This window comes from Janthinobacterium aestuarii, from assembly GCF_046113285.1.
GTDB lineage: Bacteria > Pseudomonadota > Gammaproteobacteria > Burkholderiales > Burkholderiaceae_D > Janthinobacterium.
This window is the reverse complement of sequence record NZ_CP142524.1, coordinates 5,387,098-5,402,638: the sequence shown is the minus strand read 5'-3', so window position 1 is coordinate 5,402,638 and position 15,541 is coordinate 5,387,098. Positions and strand designations below refer to the sequence as shown.

The window sequence follows — 15,541 nt, the reverse complement described above, 5'->3', positions numbered from 1 at the left end:
CTCCGTTGTCGTTAGCGCTCCTGTTAACGCGGATGCTTGCATCCCGAACAAAGACAAGAGCCATGACTACCCTGATTTCTACCCAAGCTTTACAACTGGATACCCACGACGGTTTCCTCTTCAACGAACTCGCCTTTACCTTGCGCCAGGGCGACCGCATCGGCCTGATCGGCCACAATGGCTGCGGCAAATCCACCTTGCTGGGCTTGCTCAGCGGCACGCGGGAAGCCACTGCCGGCACCATCCACTATGCCCGTGCCTGCCGCCTGCAGCACGTGGAGCAGCATTTGCCGGCCGAACTTGCCAGCCTGAGCCTGTACGACGCCTTGCTGGCGCCCGTGCTGGAGCAGCCCGAGCTGCATTGGCGTGTCGACAGCCTGCTGGCCGAGTTAGGCTTCGAGCACGAGACGGCGCAAGTGCCCGTGCATTCCCTGTCCGGCGGCCAGCACACGCGCCTGCTGCTGGGGCGCGCCCTGCTGCAGGAGCCGAACGTGCTGCTGTTGGACGAGCCGAGCAATCATCTGGACTTGCCGTCGCTGCTGTGGCTGGAGCAATTCCTGCTGCGCTGGCGCGGCGCCTTCATCCTCGTCTCGCATGACCAGCGCCTGCTCGACAACGTGGCCACGCGCAGCTGGATCTTGCGCGATAGCCGCCTGTACGACTTCGACTTGCCGTGCGGTCCCGCGCTGGCGGCGCTGGCCGAAGCCGATCTTGCCGCTGCCGCCCGCCATGCGGCCGAACAGAAGGAAATCGACCGCCTGTCCGCCAGCAGCGCCCGCCTGGCCCTGTGGGGCCGCACCTACGACAATGAAGACCTGGCGCGCAAGGCCAAGACCATGCAGCGGCGCATCGACAAATTGAAGGATGCGCAATCGTTCGTCAGCGATGGCGCACCGTGGCGTTTGAGTTTGCGCGGCAAGCCGCTGGCGGCCGACCAGTTGCTGGCGCTGGACGCCCTGGATGTGCGCGCCGTGCCCGCTTCCCCGCTGCTGTTCCACACCGGCCAGCTGTGGCTGAAACCGGGCGACCGGGTCGCCTTGCTGGGTGCCAACGGCAGCGGCAAGTCGTCCTTGCTGCGCCTGTGCTGGCAAGCGATCCAGGCGCAGGAGGAGCGCAGCGACTTGCGCTACCACCACGCCGCCAGCATCGGTTACTACGACCAGTCGCTCAGGCAACTGGCCGATACGGCCGATTTGTCCGACGCGCTGTACCCGTTTGCCGTGCAGAACGAAGCTACGCGCAGCCAGGTGGCGCGCAAGCAAGCGTTGATCTCGGCCGGTTTCCCGTATGCGCGCCATGGCCAGACGGTGGCGACCCTGAGCGGCGGCGAGCGGGCGCGGCTGCTGTTCCTGGGGCTGTCGCTGGCCAGCTATCATTTATTGTTGCTCGATGAACCCAGCAACCACCTGGACATGCAGGGCAAGGCGGAACTGGGGCAAGCCTTGCGCGGCTTTGCAGGCGGCTGCCTGCTGGTGTCGCACGACCGCGACCTGATCGAAACGGCCTGCAACCGCTTTTGGGTAGTGGCCGATGGCCGGCTGGAAGAGTGGCCGGATGCGGCCAGCGCGTATGCACGCCTGAGTGCCGAGGATGGACAGGCGCCGTTGCCGGTGCCGCGCGTGGAAACGGCTGCGCTTGCGCCAGCGCAAACCGACGTTGATGTTCAACTGGAACGCTTGTGCGAACTGGAGCAATTGCTGGCGGAAGACCTGGCGAGAAAACCGCGCCACCAGAAGCCGGCCAGCCAGCAGGCGTGGCAGGCGGAACTGGCGCAGTTGAATCAATCGCTGGGGATAAGTTCATAGTTATCCACGGGTAAAAAAATGGCGGACCATCTGGTCCGCCATTTTTTAATTACCCGTCGCCACAGGCCGCGCCGGATCGGCGCACCATTCGCTCCACGAGCCCGGATACAGGGACGCGCCGGGCAAGCCGGCCACTTCCAGGGCCAGCAGGTTGTGGCATGCCGTCACGCCGGAGCCGCACTGCATGACGGCCGCTTGCGGTGCGTCAAACAGGGCGCTGAAATCGCGCCGCAGTGCTTCCGCGCTTTTAAAGCGGCCGTCCGCTTGCAGGTTATCCTTGAAGAAACGGTTTTTCGCGCCCGGGATGTGGCCGCCCACGGGATCGATGGTTTCGTTTTCGCCCCGGTAGCGGTCGGGGGCGCGCGCGTCGATCACCGTCAAGGCCTGGGTTTCCAGGTTGGCGACGACGTCCTGCACGCTGACCGTGCGCGTCAGGCTGGCCTTTTCCGTCAGCTTGCCGACAGGGCGCGGTGCCACGGGCGTGACCAGCGGCAAGCCTTGTGCCTGCCAGGCGGCCAGGCCGCCGTCGAGCACGGCCACATTCGGGTGGCCGAGCCAGCGCAGCAGCCACCACAAACGGGCGGCGAACATGCCGCCCTGGCCATCGTACGCCACCATTTGCGTGTCGTCATCGATGCCCCAGCCGCGCAGGGTGGCCAGCAGGGCGTTGCGGTCGGGCAAGGGATGCCGTCCCGTAAATTGGGGGCCACGGGCCGTCTTGGGGCCGGACAAGGCCGTGTCGATATCGGCGAATTGCGCATTCTGGATGTGGCCGACGGCAAACGCGTCGCTGCCCGCCGTGGGGTTGAGCAAGTCGTGGCGGCAATCGAGGATGACCCAGTCGCTGTCATTCAGGTGGCTGGCCAGTTCGCTGGCCTGGATCAAGGTGGTGTACATCAGGAATGCTCCTTTACACTTCGCTGGCGATGGGATCCGTGCGCGCAATGGCCGCGCCACGGGCCGTGTTGCGGGTATTGTAATAGGTGGCGGCGATGCCCGAGGCGAGAATGATGCCGATGCCCGTCCAGCCGTGCCAGTCGAACAGGTCGCCAAAGATCACCACGCCCCAGAAGCTGGAAAAGACGATGCCTGTGTATTGCAAATTGGCAACCACGAGGGTCTTGCCCAGGCGATAGGAGCGCGTCATGGCCATCTGCGCCATGGTGGCGCACAAGCCGATGGCGGCCAGCAAGCCGATGCCGTAGGCGCTCGTGTGCATGTGCCAGACGACGGGGCCACCCCCGGCGCTGGCCACGTGGCCGATCACGCCGGCCAGGAAATTGACGACCGAGAAATAAAACACGACCCGGTATTCGGGTTCGCCCAGCAAGCCCAGTTTGCGCACCTGCAAGTAGGCGAGGGCCGACAGCATGCCGGAAATCAAGGCCGTGATGGCGCCGGCCAGCTGGTCCGTCTCGAACACAGGTTGCAGCAGCAACGTCACGCCGACAAAGCTCATGGCAATAGCCGCCACCAGCGGCCACTCGACCTGTTGCATGCCTTTCCACCAGCCGCCGGCGAGTAAAATCACGGCGATCCAGATGGGCGCCATGTAATTGAGGGTCATGGCCGTGGCCAGCGGCAGGATGGCGATGGCATAAAACCACAGCCACAGGGCGATCACGCCCACCACGCCGCGCCACAGATGCTGGCCCGGCATCGTGGTTTTAAAGCTGCCGCCCTGGTACAGAATCGTGCAGCTCATGACGATCATGCCGATGATGCCGCGGTACATGACGATTTCGGACGTCGAATACAGATCCGACGCCAGTTTCACGCACACGCCCATGATGGCGAACATAAAGCTGGCAAACAGCATCCAAAGTGACTGCATGAGTAATCCTGACGATGAAAATGAAAAAGGCCGCGCAATGCGGCCCCTTGAGGAACTACAGTTCGATATTGCTGCGGTACCACTCGTGGAAGTGCTGCATGCCGTCTTCCATGGGCGATTGGTAAGGGCCCACTTCGTTCACGCCGCGCGCAATCAGGACCTTGCGGCCCGCATCCATGCGCTGGGCGATTTCATCGTCCTCGACACAGGTTTCCATGTAGGCAGCCCGTTCCGCTTCGACGAAGTCGCGCTCGAACAGTACGATTTCTTCGGGGTAATAGAACTCTACCACGTTGCGCGTTTTTTGCGGGCCGTCGGGCCACAGGGTCGAGACGACCAGCACGTGCGGATACCATTCGACCATGATGTTCGGATACAGGGTCAGCCAGATGGCGCCATACGGCGGCGCTTCGCCGCCGCGGAATTGCAGCACCTGCTCCTGCCATTTCTTGTAGGCAGGCGAGCCGGCCTGCTGCAGGCCGCGGTGCACGCCCACCGTCTGCACGCTGTAATCCTTGCCGAATTCCCAGCGCAGGTCGTCGCAGCTGACGAAGCTGCCCAGGCCCGGGTGGAACGGTTCGACGTGATAATCCTCGAGGTAGACTTCGATGAAGGTCTTCCAGTTGTAGTCGCACTCGTGGATTTCCACGTGGTCGAACATGTAGCCGGAAAAATCGAGGTCTTTCGAGACGGACAAATCTTTCAATTTTTCCATCACGTTGTAGCCGTTTTGCTCGAACAGCAAGCCATTCCAGCTTTGCAGCGGCGTTTTCGACAGGTTCAGGCACGGCGTCTCGGGGAAGTGCGGCGCGCCGATCAATTCACCCTTGAGGTCGTAGGTCCAGCGGTGCAGCGGGCAGACGATGTTATTTGCGTTGCCGCGGCCATTGAACATCAGCGCCTGCCGGTGGCGGCACACGTTGGACAGCACTTCGATGCCATTGGCGTTGCGCACGAGCATGCGCCCTTCGTTCTCAGACGCCAGGGTCGCAAAATCGCCGGTTTCCGGCACCATCAGCTCGTGCCCGACATAGCGCGGGCCGGCTTGGAACAATTGCTGCATTTCACGCTGCAACAGCGTTTCGTCAAAATAGACGTGGACCGGAAGTTGCGCGTTTGAACGCGCCAGCTTGGCGTGAGTAGCCAGATCGGACATCCCAACCCCCCATAAATGTACAACGGTCAGCAGTGCCCCAGGCCATTCCCTGGGCAACCGCTACAGAGAGAAAGAATCCGCAAAGACCTGAATTCAAATTTGTTGAAACGGTATTTCGGACAGAACCGGCGATTATAGCGCGTATCGGCCTCGGCATTATCAAACCCGCCCGGTAAATAAGCTTTTAATGAGAAACATTGTCATTTGGCGTGCAATTTCCGGTAGCAAGGGGCGATTCGGCTAAAATCCACTGACAAGCTGGCAACGCTATTGACTTTGAGCGCGCCGATTGCGCTTAAGTTTTCACTTAATAGTGTGGTTTGTTCTAAAATAACGCTTCTATGCTGGCCGGGAGTCCCCGGCGTCTCCCTACAAGCCCCTCGTGCCACGAAGAGATCTGAGTCTATGTCGAAGAAATTAACTGCCGCTGCCGCAGCGCCGGCCTCGTTTGAAGAGGCGATGGCGGAACTGGCGCAGCTGGTAACGCAAATGGAAGCGGGCCAGTTGCCGCTGGAAGCATCGGTCGCGGCGTACCAGCGCGGCTCGGAACTGGTCAAGTATTGCGCTACCCAGCTCGACAGTGTCGAAGCGCAGGTGAAAGTATTGGAAGGCGACATGTTGAAACCGTTCGTGGATGCCGGCGAGGCCGCCCAATGATGGCCAATGTGCAACAAGACGGCGTGACCTTCGGCGACTGGATGCAAGCGACGCAGTCCGGCGTGGAAGGCCGGCTCGACCAATTCCTGCCGGCGGCAGACGTCGTGCCGCACAAGCTGCACGCTGCCATGCGCTATGCGCTGCTGGGCGGCGGCAAGCGCGTGCGTCCGCTGCTGGTGATGGCGGCCGGCGAACTGTTTGACGCCGATCAAGACACGCTCGCGCGCGCAGCTTGCGCGCTGGAAATGATTCACGTGTATTCGCTCGTGCATGACGACATGCCGTGCATGGATGACGATGCCTTGCGCCGTGGCAAGCCCACCGTGCACATCGCCTACGATGAAGCGACGGCCCTGCTTGTCGGCGACGCGCTGCAATCGCAGGCGTTCATGCTGCTGGCCGACGGCGCGGCGATTCCTCCCGCGCGGCAGATGGCGATGATCCGGCTGCTGGCGCACGCGTCCGGTTCCGCAGGCATGTGCGGCGGCCAGGCGATCGACCTCGACAGCGTCGGCCTGGCCTTGACCTTGCCGCAGCTGGAACAGATGCATCAACTGAAAACGGGCGCCTTGCTGCGCGCAGCCGTGATCCTGGGTGCGCTGGCGGGCAAGGATTTGACGGCGGACGAGATGACGGCGCTGAACGCCTATGCGCGCGCCGTCGGTCTGGCGTTCCAGGTGGTCGACGACGTGCTCGACGCGACGGCCGATTCGGCCACCCTGGGCAAGACGGCGGGCAAGGATGCGGCCGCCAACAAGCCTACCTACGTATCGATACTGGGGCTGGAACCATCGCGGGCCCTGGCAGAACAATTGCGGTGCGACGCCCATGCGGCGCTGGCGCCATTCGGGGACAAGGCACGCCGTTTGCGCGAGCTGGCGGACCTGGTCGTGCAGCGGAAGGCATAAATGAAACTGTTAGAAACCATCAATGAACCAGCGCAAGTGCGCAAGCTGGCCCGCTCGCAACTGGTGCCGCTGGCGCAGGAATTGCGCAGCTTCCTGCTCGATTCCGTTTCCAAGACGGGCGGCCATCTGTCGTCCAATCTGGGCACGGTCGAGCTGACCGTCGCGCTGCACTACGTCTTCAACACGCCGCACGACCGCATCGTCTGGGACGTGGGCCACCAGACCTATTCGCACAAGATCCTGACGGGCCGCCGCGAGCGCATGCACACCTTGCGCCAGAAAGACGGCATTTCCGGCTTCCCGAAGCGCGACGAGAGCGAATACGACACCTTCGGCACGGCCCATTCGTCGACGTCGATCTCGGCCGCGCTGGGCATGGCCCAGGCCGCCAAGATCAAGGGCGACCCGCTGCATGCGATCGCCGTGATCGGCGACGGCTCGATGACGGCCGGCATGGCCTTCGAGGCGATGAACAATGCGGGCGTGCAGGAAGACGTCAACCTGCTGGTGATTTTGAACGACAACGACATGTCGATCTCGCCGCCTGTGGGCGCGCTGAACCGCCACCTGGCGCGATTGATGTCGGGCCAGTTCTATGCGGCGGCGAAAAATGTCGGCAAATCCGTGCTGCCCGGCCCCGTGCTGGAATTGGCGAAGCGCTTTGAAGAGCACGCCAAGGGCATGGTCGTGCCCGCCACCATGTTCGAGGAATTCGGTTTCAATTACATCGGCCCCATCGACGGCCACGACCTCGATTCGCTGATCCCGACCTTGCAAAATATCAAGCAACTGAAGGGCCCGCAATTCCTGCACGTGGTGACCAAGAAGGGGCAGGGCTACAAGCTGGCCGAGGCGGAACCGATCCTGTACCACGGCACGCCGAAGTTCAATCCCTTGGAAGGCATCAAGCCGGCCACGGCGCCCGGCAAGATGACGTACACGGAAGTGTTCGGCAACTGGCTGTGCGACATGGCGGCGCACGACAAGCGCCTGGTAGGCATCACGCCGGCCATGCGCGAAGGCTCGGGCATGGTCAAGTTCGAACAGCAATTCCCGAACCGCTATTTCGACGTCGGTATCGCCGAGCAGCATTCCGTGACGTTTGGCGCCGGCCTGGCCTGCGAAGGCTTGAAACCCGTCGTGGCCATTTACTCGACCTTTTTGCAGCGCGCCTACGACCAGCTGATCCACGACGTGGCCCTGCAAAACCTGGACGTGACGTTCGCGCTGGACCGCGCCGGCCTGGTGGGCGCCGATGGCGCCACGCACGCGGGCAATTACGACATGGCGTTCCTGCGCTGCATCCCGAACATGGTCGTCATGGCTGCGTCGGATGAAAACGAATGCCGCCAGATGCTGACGACGGGCTACCACTATCCGGGCCCGGCCGCCATCCGCTATCCGCGCGGCGCCGGTGCCGGCGTGGCCATCGTGCCGGAACTGACCAGCATCGAGATCGGCAAGGGCGAGATCAAGCGTCACGGCAAGCGCATCGCCATCCTGGCCTTCGGTTCGATGGTGGCGCCGAGCGTGGCGGCCGGTGACAAGCTCGACGCGACGGTGGCCAACATGCGCTTCGTCAAGCCGCTCGACGTGGCACTGGTGAAGCAGCTTGCTGCCGAGCATGATTATCTGGTGACGGTGGAAGAGGGCTGCATCATGGGCGGCGCCGGTTCGGCCGTGGCCGAAGCGCTGGCGGCGGAGGGCATCGTCAAGCCGATTTTGATGCTGGGCTTGCCCGACACCTTCATCGACCATGGCGACCCCGTGCAACTGCTGAAAAGCGTGGGCCTGGACGCTGCCGGCATCGCCGCGTCGATCGAGCAGCGTTTTGGCGGCTCCCAGCCGCGCCTGGCTGTCGTCAGCTAAGTTGGCTTGCAGACTGAAAAGCGGCACTGCGGTGCCGCTTTTTTTGCGCCTGCGGGGTTTTTACGCTGCACTGCAACATTTTTCGTGCGGGAATGCTACGATGACGCTTTGATACCCCTTTCAAAGCCGATCTTGCATTTCAGGAAACTCCACCGCCGTTCCCGCATGCTGGCAAGCCGCTGGCTGACGGGCATGCACGCCTACACCGACAAGCTGGCGCAGCGCCGTCCCCTGTGGATGGTCAGCCTGGCCATCGACGAAACGAACCTGTCCGAAGGCTTGCGGGCCGCCTGCGCTTCCAGCGCCATGCTGCTCTTGGGCTTGCTGTTCGACCATCCCGATTTTTCCTGGGCAGCCATCGGCGCCTTTTGGACCTGCCTGGCCGACGCGGCCGGCACGCGGCGCATGCGTTTCGTCTCGATGGTGGGTTTCGGCCTGCTGTCGACCGTGGCCGGCGGCCTGACGGCGCTGGCGGCCGGCCATGGCGTGGTAACGGCGGCCATCGCCGTGCTGCTGTTTTCCTGGGCCGGCGCGCTGGCGCGCATCTGGGGCGCGGCCACGGCGCAGGTGGCCATCCTGGCGGCCACGGCCTGCGTGGTGATGGTCACGCATCCATTGCAATCGATGACGCAGACGGCGCCTTTCCTGGGGCTGTACATGTTCGGCTGCCTGTTCGCCACCGTGCTCAGTTTTACGGTGTGGCGCATCCACCCGTTCGGCCCGAGCCGGCGCGCCATCCGCGCCGCGTATTCGCGCCTGGCCGGCATCGCGCGCGACAATGCGCGCTTCCTGGAACAGGGCCCCGCATTGCCGGACGCCGCCGCGCATGGCGCCAGCTACCGTTCGCAGGCGCGCGCCGCGCTGGAAGCGGCGCGGGTGGCGCTGGCCGCCGTGCCGCCCGCGCGCGCGGGCCGCAGCGCCCTGTACGACAATCTGCTGCTGGCGCTCAGCGACGCCGAGCGCATCTTCGCCTATCTGATCGCCGTCACGCATACGTGCGAGCGCGAGCAGCACCGGCTGCGCCAGGACCCGCGCGCGCGGCGCAGCCTGGAAGTGATGGCCGTGCTGCTGCGCCGCCTGGGGCAAGCCGTGCAGCGCCAGCCGGAAACGCCGCCCCTGGAATTGCAGCGCCGCCTGGCCGGCTGCGGACGGCGCCTGGAAGCGGCGCTGGGCGCCTTGCTACCCTTGCGCCTGAACGTGGAATTCATGGAGCTGGGCTTGCCGCGCGCGACGCAGCTGCCGTGGCGCGAGGCGGCCTTCCTGGCGCTGGGGCAGGCGTGGCAAACGGCGAAAGTCAACGCCACGCCGCAGTCGCTGAGCTGGCGCCACGCGGCGCGCGTGTCGCTGGCGACGACGGCCGGCTTCCTGCTGGTCGAGGCGCTGCATATTCCGTTCGGCTACTGGGCCACCATGGCCACCTTATTGATATTGCAGCCGTCCGTGTCCACCACCTGGCCGCGCGGCATCGAGCGCGTGGCGGGCAGCGTGCTGGGCGCCGTGCTGGCCGTGCTGATCGGCCTCGTCATCTACACGCCGCTGGGCATCTCGCTGGTGGTGTTTCCCCTGATTGTCGCCACGATGGCCTTGCGCCGCGTCAGCTACAGCCTGCACGTGCTGTTCATGACGCCCGCCTTCGTGCTGGTGGCCGACTATGCGGCGCCGGCCAGCGAGATGGTGTATGCGATGAGCCGCCTGGGCAACAACGTGCTCGGCTGCGTGCTGGCCCTGCTGGCCACGTTCTTCCTGTGGCCGGACCGCGAGGCGGACGACCTGGACCAGCGCCTGGCGAAAGCCGTGTCGGCCAACCTGAAATACCTGCTGGCCGTGCTGGCGGCCGGTGGCAAATGGGATAGCGCCATCGCACGCCTGCGCCGCGAGGCGGGGTTGGCCAGCAATAACGCGGAACAGGTCTTGCAGCGCCTGCGCATCGAGCGCCGCCTCGACCGCAGCAGCGGCGTGGGCCTGGCGGCGCTGCGCACCTTGCCGCTGCTGCGCCGCGTGGCGGGCAGCACGGCGCGCATCAGTCTGAGCCCGCAGGCCGAGCCTGCGCCGCCCGAATTGCAACGCTGGATCGCCGAGGTCAGCGGGGAAATCGATGCGCTGCTGCGCGGTGACGCAGATGCCGGCGCGCCTGGCCCCTGCGTTGCCGAGGGCTTGACGGCCCTGCAAGCCGACGCGGTGGCCCAGGTGCAGCTGCTGCGGGGATTATTGCGCGAACATGTGCAGGCGCAGCCCGTGAGCCTGCCTGTGCCGGCCTGAATATAGCCGCCGGCCGGCTGCGCCCGCAACCGGCCTCTCCTGCTTGCGGCGCCAATATTGTATAGACGTTTGACGCCTCCCAATCTCTCCAAATTCCACATTCCATGCGCTTTGCCCGTATATTTTCCAAACTGGAAATTTATCGAAATGAAACGTTGACTCTAAAATAAGTGCGGTCTATATTCGTTTTCGTAGCAAGCAAAGATGACATTTCTTACGACTGGTCTGCCGCGATTGCCTGAGGCAATCGCTCACATGGAGAGTAGTAAATGAAAAAGATTGCAGCATTTATTTTCACCCTGGGATTGAGCGCTTCCTATGCCATGGCTTCCGATATCGGCTGCTCTACCTGCGAGGAGGAGCTGCGGGAATGCACGATGCAAAATGGCGACAGATCCCCGTTTTGCATCGGCAGTTACAAAGCCTGCCTGAGGGTCTGCGACATCGGCTCCTGATCTCCGTGCATTGCCAGGCGGCGGGCAAGCGCATGCTGCGCCGGCCGCCCTCGATCATCTACGTCTCTGATACCTATGATGCAGAAAAAAATGAAAACCATCGCCATGTATGGCCTGATCCTCGCTGCCGGCCTGGGCAGCGGTTATGGCCTGTCCTTGTTGCCGGGCTTGTTCAAGTCGAATTACACCGAGGGCAATTACGCGGCGTATTTCCCGAACGCCCAGGCGAAAGTGGTCTTGTACGGCACGGACTGGTGCGGCTACTGCGCCAAGACGCGCGCGTACTTCAAGGAAAACAAGATCGAATTCGTCGATCTCGATATCGAGAAATCCCCGGACGCGAAAAAAGCCCACGAAGCGCTCGGCGGCGGCGGCGTGCCTGTTGTGCTGATCGGCAACCGCAAGATCCAGGGTTTTAATGCGGGCGCGCTGGAAGCGGCGCTGAAGAAAATCTGACGTTCCCACTTGTTAACTTGAAAGGCTGACCATGTTCAAAAAGATTGCCGCTTTCCTGTTTGCCGCCGGCGCCGCCCTGTCTTTCAGTGTCCAGGCTGGCGGCCCTGACTGCACCTTTGTCTGCGAGCGCAACTTGCTCGATTGCGTGGAATTCGGCCAGCCGGCCTGCATGGAAAATTATCAGGCTTGTCAGAAGGAATGCCTGCGCCCGCCGCATAACTGACGCGCGGAAGCACTTATGGATGACGCGTAAGGGACGGCGCGCCATGGATGTTGCTCATCGTCTCACAATTCAACAGGAGTACTTATGTTCAAAAAACTGGGTTTCTTTTTGTTTGCCATGGGCGTCAGCGCATCGTATGCGATCGCCGGCGGCGGCGAGCCGGAATGCTATGCGCAGTGTGACGATGATCTGGTGCAGTGCATGACCGACCATCCGACGGCGCCAGGCGCGTGCACCAAGATTCACCGGATGTGCATGAAAAGCTGCGATCCGATCTTGCCATAGATCATGATTGCCGGCTAACCAGTCAGTACGCTGGGTAGGCCGGCTGCGTCACTTCATCCATCCTGCCGTCCCTCATTTCCACAAAGGAGTACTTATGTTCAAAAAACTGGGTTTCTTTTTGTTTGCCATGGGCGTCAGCGCCTCGTATGCGATGGCCAGCAGTACCGCCGACATTTCGGAATGCCAATCCGAGTGTTATATGGCGCTCGACGCCTGTGTCATGGAGTTCAGTGTGCCTTCATGCGTGCGTGTCAATAAGGCGTGTCTGCAGGCCTGCGGCTAGCAAGCGCCTGTCAGCTTGATGCAACACGGCGATGCTTGTCAAACTGCATCGCCGTTTTTTATTTAGCCCCGCGTGCGGTCATGCCGCCACAGCACGTCGCTGCCGCCGGCAAAGCGGTTGAGCACGCGCGACAGCACGAACAGCAGGTCCGACAATCGGTTCACGTACTGGCGCGGATGTTCGTGCAGGGCTTCCGCATTGGCCAGGGCGACGATGCTGCGCTCGGCGCGGCGGCAGACGGTGCGGCACACATGCGCGAGCGAGGCGGCGCGCGAGCCGGCCGGCAGGATGAATTCGGAGAGGGCCGGCAAGTCCGCATTGTATTTCGCCAGCAGGTCGTCGAGGCGCAGCACGTGCTCTTCCTTGATCAGCTGGTAGCCGGGGATGCAAATTTCTCCGCCCAGGTCGAACAGGTCGTGCTGGATGGCCACCAGCTCCTCGCGCAAGGCGTCGGGCATGGCTTCGCACAGCAGCAAGCCGATGTTGGAATTGAGTTCGTCCACGTCGCCCATGGCGTGGATGCGGGCGCTGTCCTTGCTGGTGCGGCTGCCGTCGCCCAGGCCGGTGCTGCCATTGTCGCCCGTGCGCGTGGCGATTTTCGAAAGTCGGTTGCCCATGATGCTGATCCTGTAAAGAAGAATGGGGGCAGCATACGACACTGTGCGCCGCCCGGCGCCGGATTTGCAGGCAAATCGGACAAAAAATGCGGTGCGCGCCACTTTTGTGCTTACAATCGTTGCACGCCCATGCCTCTTGCCATCCATCTTATGCTCAATGTCGCCCCTGAATCCGGATTGACCGCCGCGCGCCAGCAAGCCGTCGTCGCGGCCCTGCTGGCCGTGCTGCCGGCCCGCTGCGTGCTGTCCGACGCGGAAGACACGCGTCCGTACGAATGCGACGGCCTGGCCGCCTACCGCCAGCTGCCGATGGTGGTCACCTTGCCCGACACGGAAGAACAGGTCATCGCCATCCTCGGCGTCTGCCGCGAACTTGGCGTGCCGATCGTGCCGCGCGGCGCGGGCACAGGGCTGTCGGGCGGCGCCCTGCCCATCGCCGACGGCGTGGTGCTGTCGACGGCGCGCCTGAACCGCATCGTGCGCCTCGACGCTTATGCGCGCACGGCCGTGGTGCAGCCGGGCGTGCGCAACCTGGCCATTTCCGAAGCGGCGGCTCCCCACGCGCTGTATTACGCGCCCGACCCGTCGTCGCAGATCGCCTGCAGCATCGGCGGCAACGTGGCGGAAAACTCGGGCGGCGTGCATTGCCTCAAATACGGCCTGACCGTGCACAATGTGCTGCGCGTGCGCGTCGTCACCATCGACGGCGACGTGCTGGAACTGGGCGGCGAATGCCTGGACTCGCCCGGCCTGGACCTGCTGGCCGTCTTCATCGGCTCCGAAGGCATGCTGGGCATCGTCACGGAAGTGACCGTGAAACTGATACCGAAACCGGCCACGGCGCGTGTCATCATGGCGTCGTTCGGCGACGTCGTCACGGGCGGCAACGCCGTGGCCAACGTGATTGCCGCCGGCATCATCCCGGCGGGCCTGGAAATGATGGACCAGACTTCGTCGCGCATGGTCGAACCGTTCGTCAAGGCCGGTTACGACATCGATGCAGCCGCCATTCTGCTGTGCGAAGCGGACGGCACGCACGAGGAAGTGGAAGAGGAAATCGCCCGCATGACGGCCGTGCTGGAAGGGGCGGGCGCCAGCGCCATTGCCGTCTCGCAGTCGGAAGCGGAGCGCATGAAATTCTGGTCCGGCCGCAAGAACGCGTTTCCCGCCGCGGGACGCATCTCGCCCGACTACTACTGCATGGACGGCACCATCCCGCGCAAGCGCCTGGCGGAAGTGCTGACGGGCATCGCCGCCATGGAAACGACGCATGGCTTGCGCTGCGCCAACGTGTTCCACGCGGGCGACGGCAATCTGCACCCGCTGATCCTGTTCGACGCCAACCAGCCCGGCGAATTCGAGCGCGCCGAGGCGTTTGGCGCGGACATCCTGGCCCTGTGCGTGGCCGTGGGCGGCACCATCACGGGCGAACATGGCGTGGGCATGGAAAAGATCAATTCCATGTGCGTGCAATTTACGCGCGCCGAACTCGATGCCTTCTTTGCCGTCAAGCGCGCCTTCGATCCCCATGCCTTGCTGAACCCGGACAAGGCGATTCCCACCTTGAACCGCTGCGCCGAATTCGGCAAGATGCATGTGACGGCGGGACGCCTGCCGTTCGCCAACCTGCCCCGTTTTTAATTTTCCGGAGACCCCATTGCAAGCGATAGCGGAACAATTCAGGCAGCAGATTCTGGCGTCCAGCGCGGCGGGCAAGCCCTTGCGCCTGCGCGGCGGCGGCACGAAAGACTGGTATGGCCAGCAGCTCGATGGCGAGGTGCTCGACACGCGCGCGTATGCGGGCATCATCGATTATGAACCGACGGAGCTGGTGATCACGGCCCGCTGCGGCACGCCGCTCGCCGAGATCGAGGCGGCGCTGGCCGCGCGCAACCAGATGCTGGCTTTCGAGCCGCCCCATTTCGGCGCTGGCGCCACGCTGGGTGGCGTCGTCGCCAGCGCCTTGTCCGGGCCGCGCCGGGCCAGCGCGGGCGCCTTGCGTGACTTCGTGCTGGGCGCCGTGCTGATGGATGGCCATGGCGAACGCCTGGCCTTTGGCGGGCAGGTCATGAAAAACGTGGCCGGCTACGATGTCTCGCGCCTGCTGGCGGGGTCCATGGGCACGCTGGGCCTGATCCTGGAAGTGTCGCTGAAGGTGCTGCCCCTGCCGCTGCGCGAAGCGACCTTGCGCGTGGCGTGTGCGGAAATTGCCGCCTTGCGCATGCTCAATGAATGGGCCGGTCAACCGCTGCCGATATCGGCCAGCTGCTGGCACGATGGCGTCTTGAGCGTACGCCTGTCCGGCGCCGAGGCGGCCGTCTCGGCGGCGTTGCACGCGCTGGGCGGCGAGGTGCTGGCGCCCGATGACGCGGCCGCCTTCTGGCTGTCCGTGCGCGAGCAGACGCACGCCTTCTTTGCGGGCGCGGGCAGCTTGTGGCGGCTGTCGCTGCCGCCGCACGCCAGCGCCGTGATCGTCAAGGGGCGCCAGCTGATCGAGTGGGGCGGGGCGCAGCGCTGGCTCAAGCTCGACGCCGACGCCGATGCGGCCGGGGCGCTAGACATCCGCCGGGCAGTGGCCGCGCTTGGCGGCCACGCCACCCTGTTCCGCGGCGGCGACAAGGCCGTGGGCGTATTCCATCCGCTGGCGCCGGCCGTTGAAAAAATCCACCAGCGCCTGCGGCAGGCTTTCGACCCGGCTGGCATCTTCAACCCGCACAGAATGTATTGAGCGCGC

At 63.8% G+C, this 15,541-nt stretch carries 16 protein-coding genes; 12 read left to right on the top strand and 4 right to left on the bottom strand.

Going from position 1 to position 15,541, the window contains the following annotated elements; genetic code table 11:
- The first annotated feature begins 62 nt into the window (after positions 1–62).
- The gene (locus OX462_RS24280; protein WP_409027248.1) at positions 63–1,805 is read left to right on the top strand and encodes an ABC-F family ATP-binding cassette domain-containing protein; all 1,743 of its coding nucleotides are present in this window, start codon (positions 63–65) and stop codon (positions 1,803–1,805) included.
- Positions 1,806–1,850: 45 nt separating this feature from the next.
- Here OX462_RS24280 and OX462_RS24275 read toward each other — a convergent pair whose 3' ends face one another.
- From OX462_RS24275 to OX462_RS24265, 3 genes are read right to left on the bottom strand one after another with little or no spacing between them, the layout of a single operon-like run.
- Positions 1,851–2,702, bottom strand: coding sequence for a sulfurtransferase (locus OX462_RS24275; RefSeq protein WP_409027247.1), 852 nt, complete (start codon positions 2,700–2,702; stop codon positions 1,851–1,853).
- Between the two features lie 13 nt (positions 2,703–2,715).
- Positions 2,716–3,639, bottom strand: a complete 924-nt coding sequence (locus tag OX462_RS24270; protein WP_070290053.1) for a DMT family transporter — start codon at positions 3,637–3,639, stop codon at positions 2,716–2,718.
- Positions 3,640–3,694: 55 nt separating this feature from the next.
- A complete protein-coding gene (locus OX462_RS24265) occupies positions 3,695–4,795 on the bottom strand; it encodes a putrescine 2-hydroxylase Put2H (RefSeq protein WP_070222628.1) in 1,101 nt (366 codons plus the stop codon).
- Positions 4,796–5,200: 405 nt separating this feature from the next.
- Here OX462_RS24265 and OX462_RS24260 point away from each other — a divergent pair, with 405 nt between their 5' ends.
- The 9 genes from OX462_RS24260 (at position 5,201) to OX462_RS24220 (ending at position 12,190) form a co-directional block, all read left to right on the top strand.
- On the top strand, positions 5,201–5,452 hold the full coding sequence (locus tag OX462_RS24260; protein ID WP_046683420.1) for an exodeoxyribonuclease VII small subunit: 252 nt from the start codon (positions 5,201–5,203) through the stop codon (positions 5,450–5,452).
- On the top strand, positions 5,449–6,360 hold the full coding sequence (locus tag OX462_RS24255) for a polyprenyl synthetase family protein (protein ID WP_227742098.1): 912 nt from the start codon (positions 5,449–5,451) through the stop codon (positions 6,358–6,360). The genes OX462_RS24260 and OX462_RS24255 overlap by 4 nt, the downstream gene beginning before the upstream one ends.
- A complete protein-coding gene (gene dxs, locus OX462_RS24250; protein ID WP_099409795.1) occupies positions 6,361–8,229 on the top strand; it encodes a 1-deoxy-D-xylulose-5-phosphate synthase in 1,869 nt (622 codons plus the stop codon).
- A gap of 165 nt (positions 8,230–8,394) precedes the next feature.
- Positions 8,395–10,488 (top strand): FUSC family protein, encoded by a 2,094-nt coding sequence (locus tag OX462_RS24245; protein WP_409027246.1) that lies wholly within the window; start codon positions 8,395–8,397, stop codon positions 10,486–10,488.
- A 269-nt stretch (positions 10,489–10,757) separates the two neighbouring features.
- Entirely contained in the window at positions 10,758–10,943 is a 186-nt protein-coding gene (locus OX462_RS24240; RefSeq protein WP_070222622.1) for a hypothetical protein, read from the top strand.
- 90 nt (positions 10,944–11,033) lie between these two features.
- Positions 11,034–11,399, top strand: coding sequence for a glutaredoxin family protein (locus OX462_RS24235; protein ID WP_409027245.1), 366 nt, complete (start codon positions 11,034–11,036; stop codon positions 11,397–11,399).
- Between the two features lie 31 nt (positions 11,400–11,430).
- Positions 11,431–11,622, top strand: a complete 192-nt coding sequence (locus tag OX462_RS24230) for a hypothetical protein (protein WP_070290063.1) — start codon at positions 11,431–11,433, stop codon at positions 11,620–11,622.
- An 84-nt stretch (positions 11,623–11,706) separates the two neighbouring features.
- The gene (locus tag OX462_RS24225; RefSeq protein WP_070222616.1) at positions 11,707–11,907 is read left to right on the top strand and encodes a hypothetical protein; all 201 of its coding nucleotides are present in this window, start codon (positions 11,707–11,709) and stop codon (positions 11,905–11,907) included.
- Positions 11,908–12,001: 94 nt separating this feature from the next.
- Positions 12,002–12,190, top strand: a complete 189-nt coding sequence (locus tag OX462_RS24220) for a hypothetical protein (RefSeq protein WP_070222614.1) — start codon at positions 12,002–12,004, stop codon at positions 12,188–12,190.
- Positions 12,191–12,252: 62 nt separating this feature from the next.
- On the opposite strand, the gene OX462_RS24215 is transcribed toward OX462_RS24220, so the two are convergent.
- Positions 12,253–12,807: a cob(I)yrinic acid a,c-diamide adenosyltransferase gene (locus OX462_RS24215; protein ID WP_099409798.1), complete on the bottom strand. Its 555-nt coding sequence runs from the start codon at positions 12,805–12,807 to the stop codon at positions 12,253–12,255.
- 150 nt (positions 12,808–12,957) lie between these two features.
- Here OX462_RS24215 and OX462_RS24210 point away from each other — a divergent pair, with 150 nt between their 5' ends.
- The gene (locus OX462_RS24210; protein ID WP_409028779.1) at positions 12,958–14,448 is read left to right on the top strand and encodes an FAD-linked oxidase C-terminal domain-containing protein; all 1,491 of its coding nucleotides are present in this window, start codon (positions 12,958–12,960) and stop codon (positions 14,446–14,448) included.
- A gap of 16 nt (positions 14,449–14,464) precedes the next feature.
- Complete coding sequence (glcE, locus tag OX462_RS24205) at positions 14,465–15,535, top strand: glycolate oxidase subunit GlcE (protein WP_409027244.1); 1,071 nt, start codon at positions 14,465–14,467, stop codon at positions 15,533–15,535.
- The last annotated feature ends 6 nt before the right edge of the window (positions 15,536–15,541 follow it).

Coding starts and splice junctions, on each gene's coding strand:
- OX462_RS24280 (WP_409027248.1), top strand. CDS start 63: ATGACTACCCTGATTTCTACCCAAGCTTTACAACTGGATACCCACGAC.
- OX462_RS24275 (WP_409027247.1), bottom strand. CDS start 2,702: ATGTACACCACCTTGATCCAGGCCAGCGAACTGGCCAGCCACCTGAAT.
- OX462_RS24270 (WP_070290053.1), bottom strand. CDS start 3,639: ATGCAGTCACTTTGGATGCTGTTTGCCAGCTTTATGTTCGCCATCATG.
- OX462_RS24265 (WP_070222628.1), bottom strand. CDS start 4,795: ATGTCCGATCTGGCTACTCACGCCAAGCTGGCGCGTTCAAACGCGCAA.
- OX462_RS24260 (WP_046683420.1), top strand. CDS start 5,201: ATGTCGAAGAAATTAACTGCCGCTGCCGCAGCGCCGGCCTCGTTTGAA.
- OX462_RS24255 (WP_227742098.1), top strand. CDS start 5,449: ATGATGGCCAATGTGCAACAAGACGGCGTGACCTTCGGCGACTGGATG.
- dxs (WP_099409795.1), top strand. CDS start 6,361: ATGAAACTGTTAGAAACCATCAATGAACCAGCGCAAGTGCGCAAGCTG.
- OX462_RS24245 (WP_409027246.1), top strand. CDS start 8,395: ATGCTGGCAAGCCGCTGGCTGACGGGCATGCACGCCTACACCGACAAG.
- OX462_RS24240 (WP_070222622.1), top strand. CDS start 10,758: ATGAAAAAGATTGCAGCATTTATTTTCACCCTGGGATTGAGCGCTTCC.
- OX462_RS24235 (WP_409027245.1), top strand. CDS start 11,034: ATGAAAACCATCGCCATGTATGGCCTGATCCTCGCTGCCGGCCTGGGC.
- OX462_RS24230 (WP_070290063.1), top strand. CDS start 11,431: ATGTTCAAAAAGATTGCCGCTTTCCTGTTTGCCGCCGGCGCCGCCCTG.
- OX462_RS24225 (WP_070222616.1), top strand. CDS start 11,707: ATGTTCAAAAAACTGGGTTTCTTTTTGTTTGCCATGGGCGTCAGCGCA.
- OX462_RS24220 (WP_070222614.1), top strand. CDS start 12,002: ATGTTCAAAAAACTGGGTTTCTTTTTGTTTGCCATGGGCGTCAGCGCC.
- OX462_RS24215 (WP_099409798.1), bottom strand. CDS start 12,807: ATGGGCAACCGACTTTCGAAAATCGCCACGCGCACGGGCGACAATGGC.
- OX462_RS24210 (WP_409028779.1), top strand. CDS start 12,958: ATGCTCAATGTCGCCCCTGAATCCGGATTGACCGCCGCGCGCCAGCAA.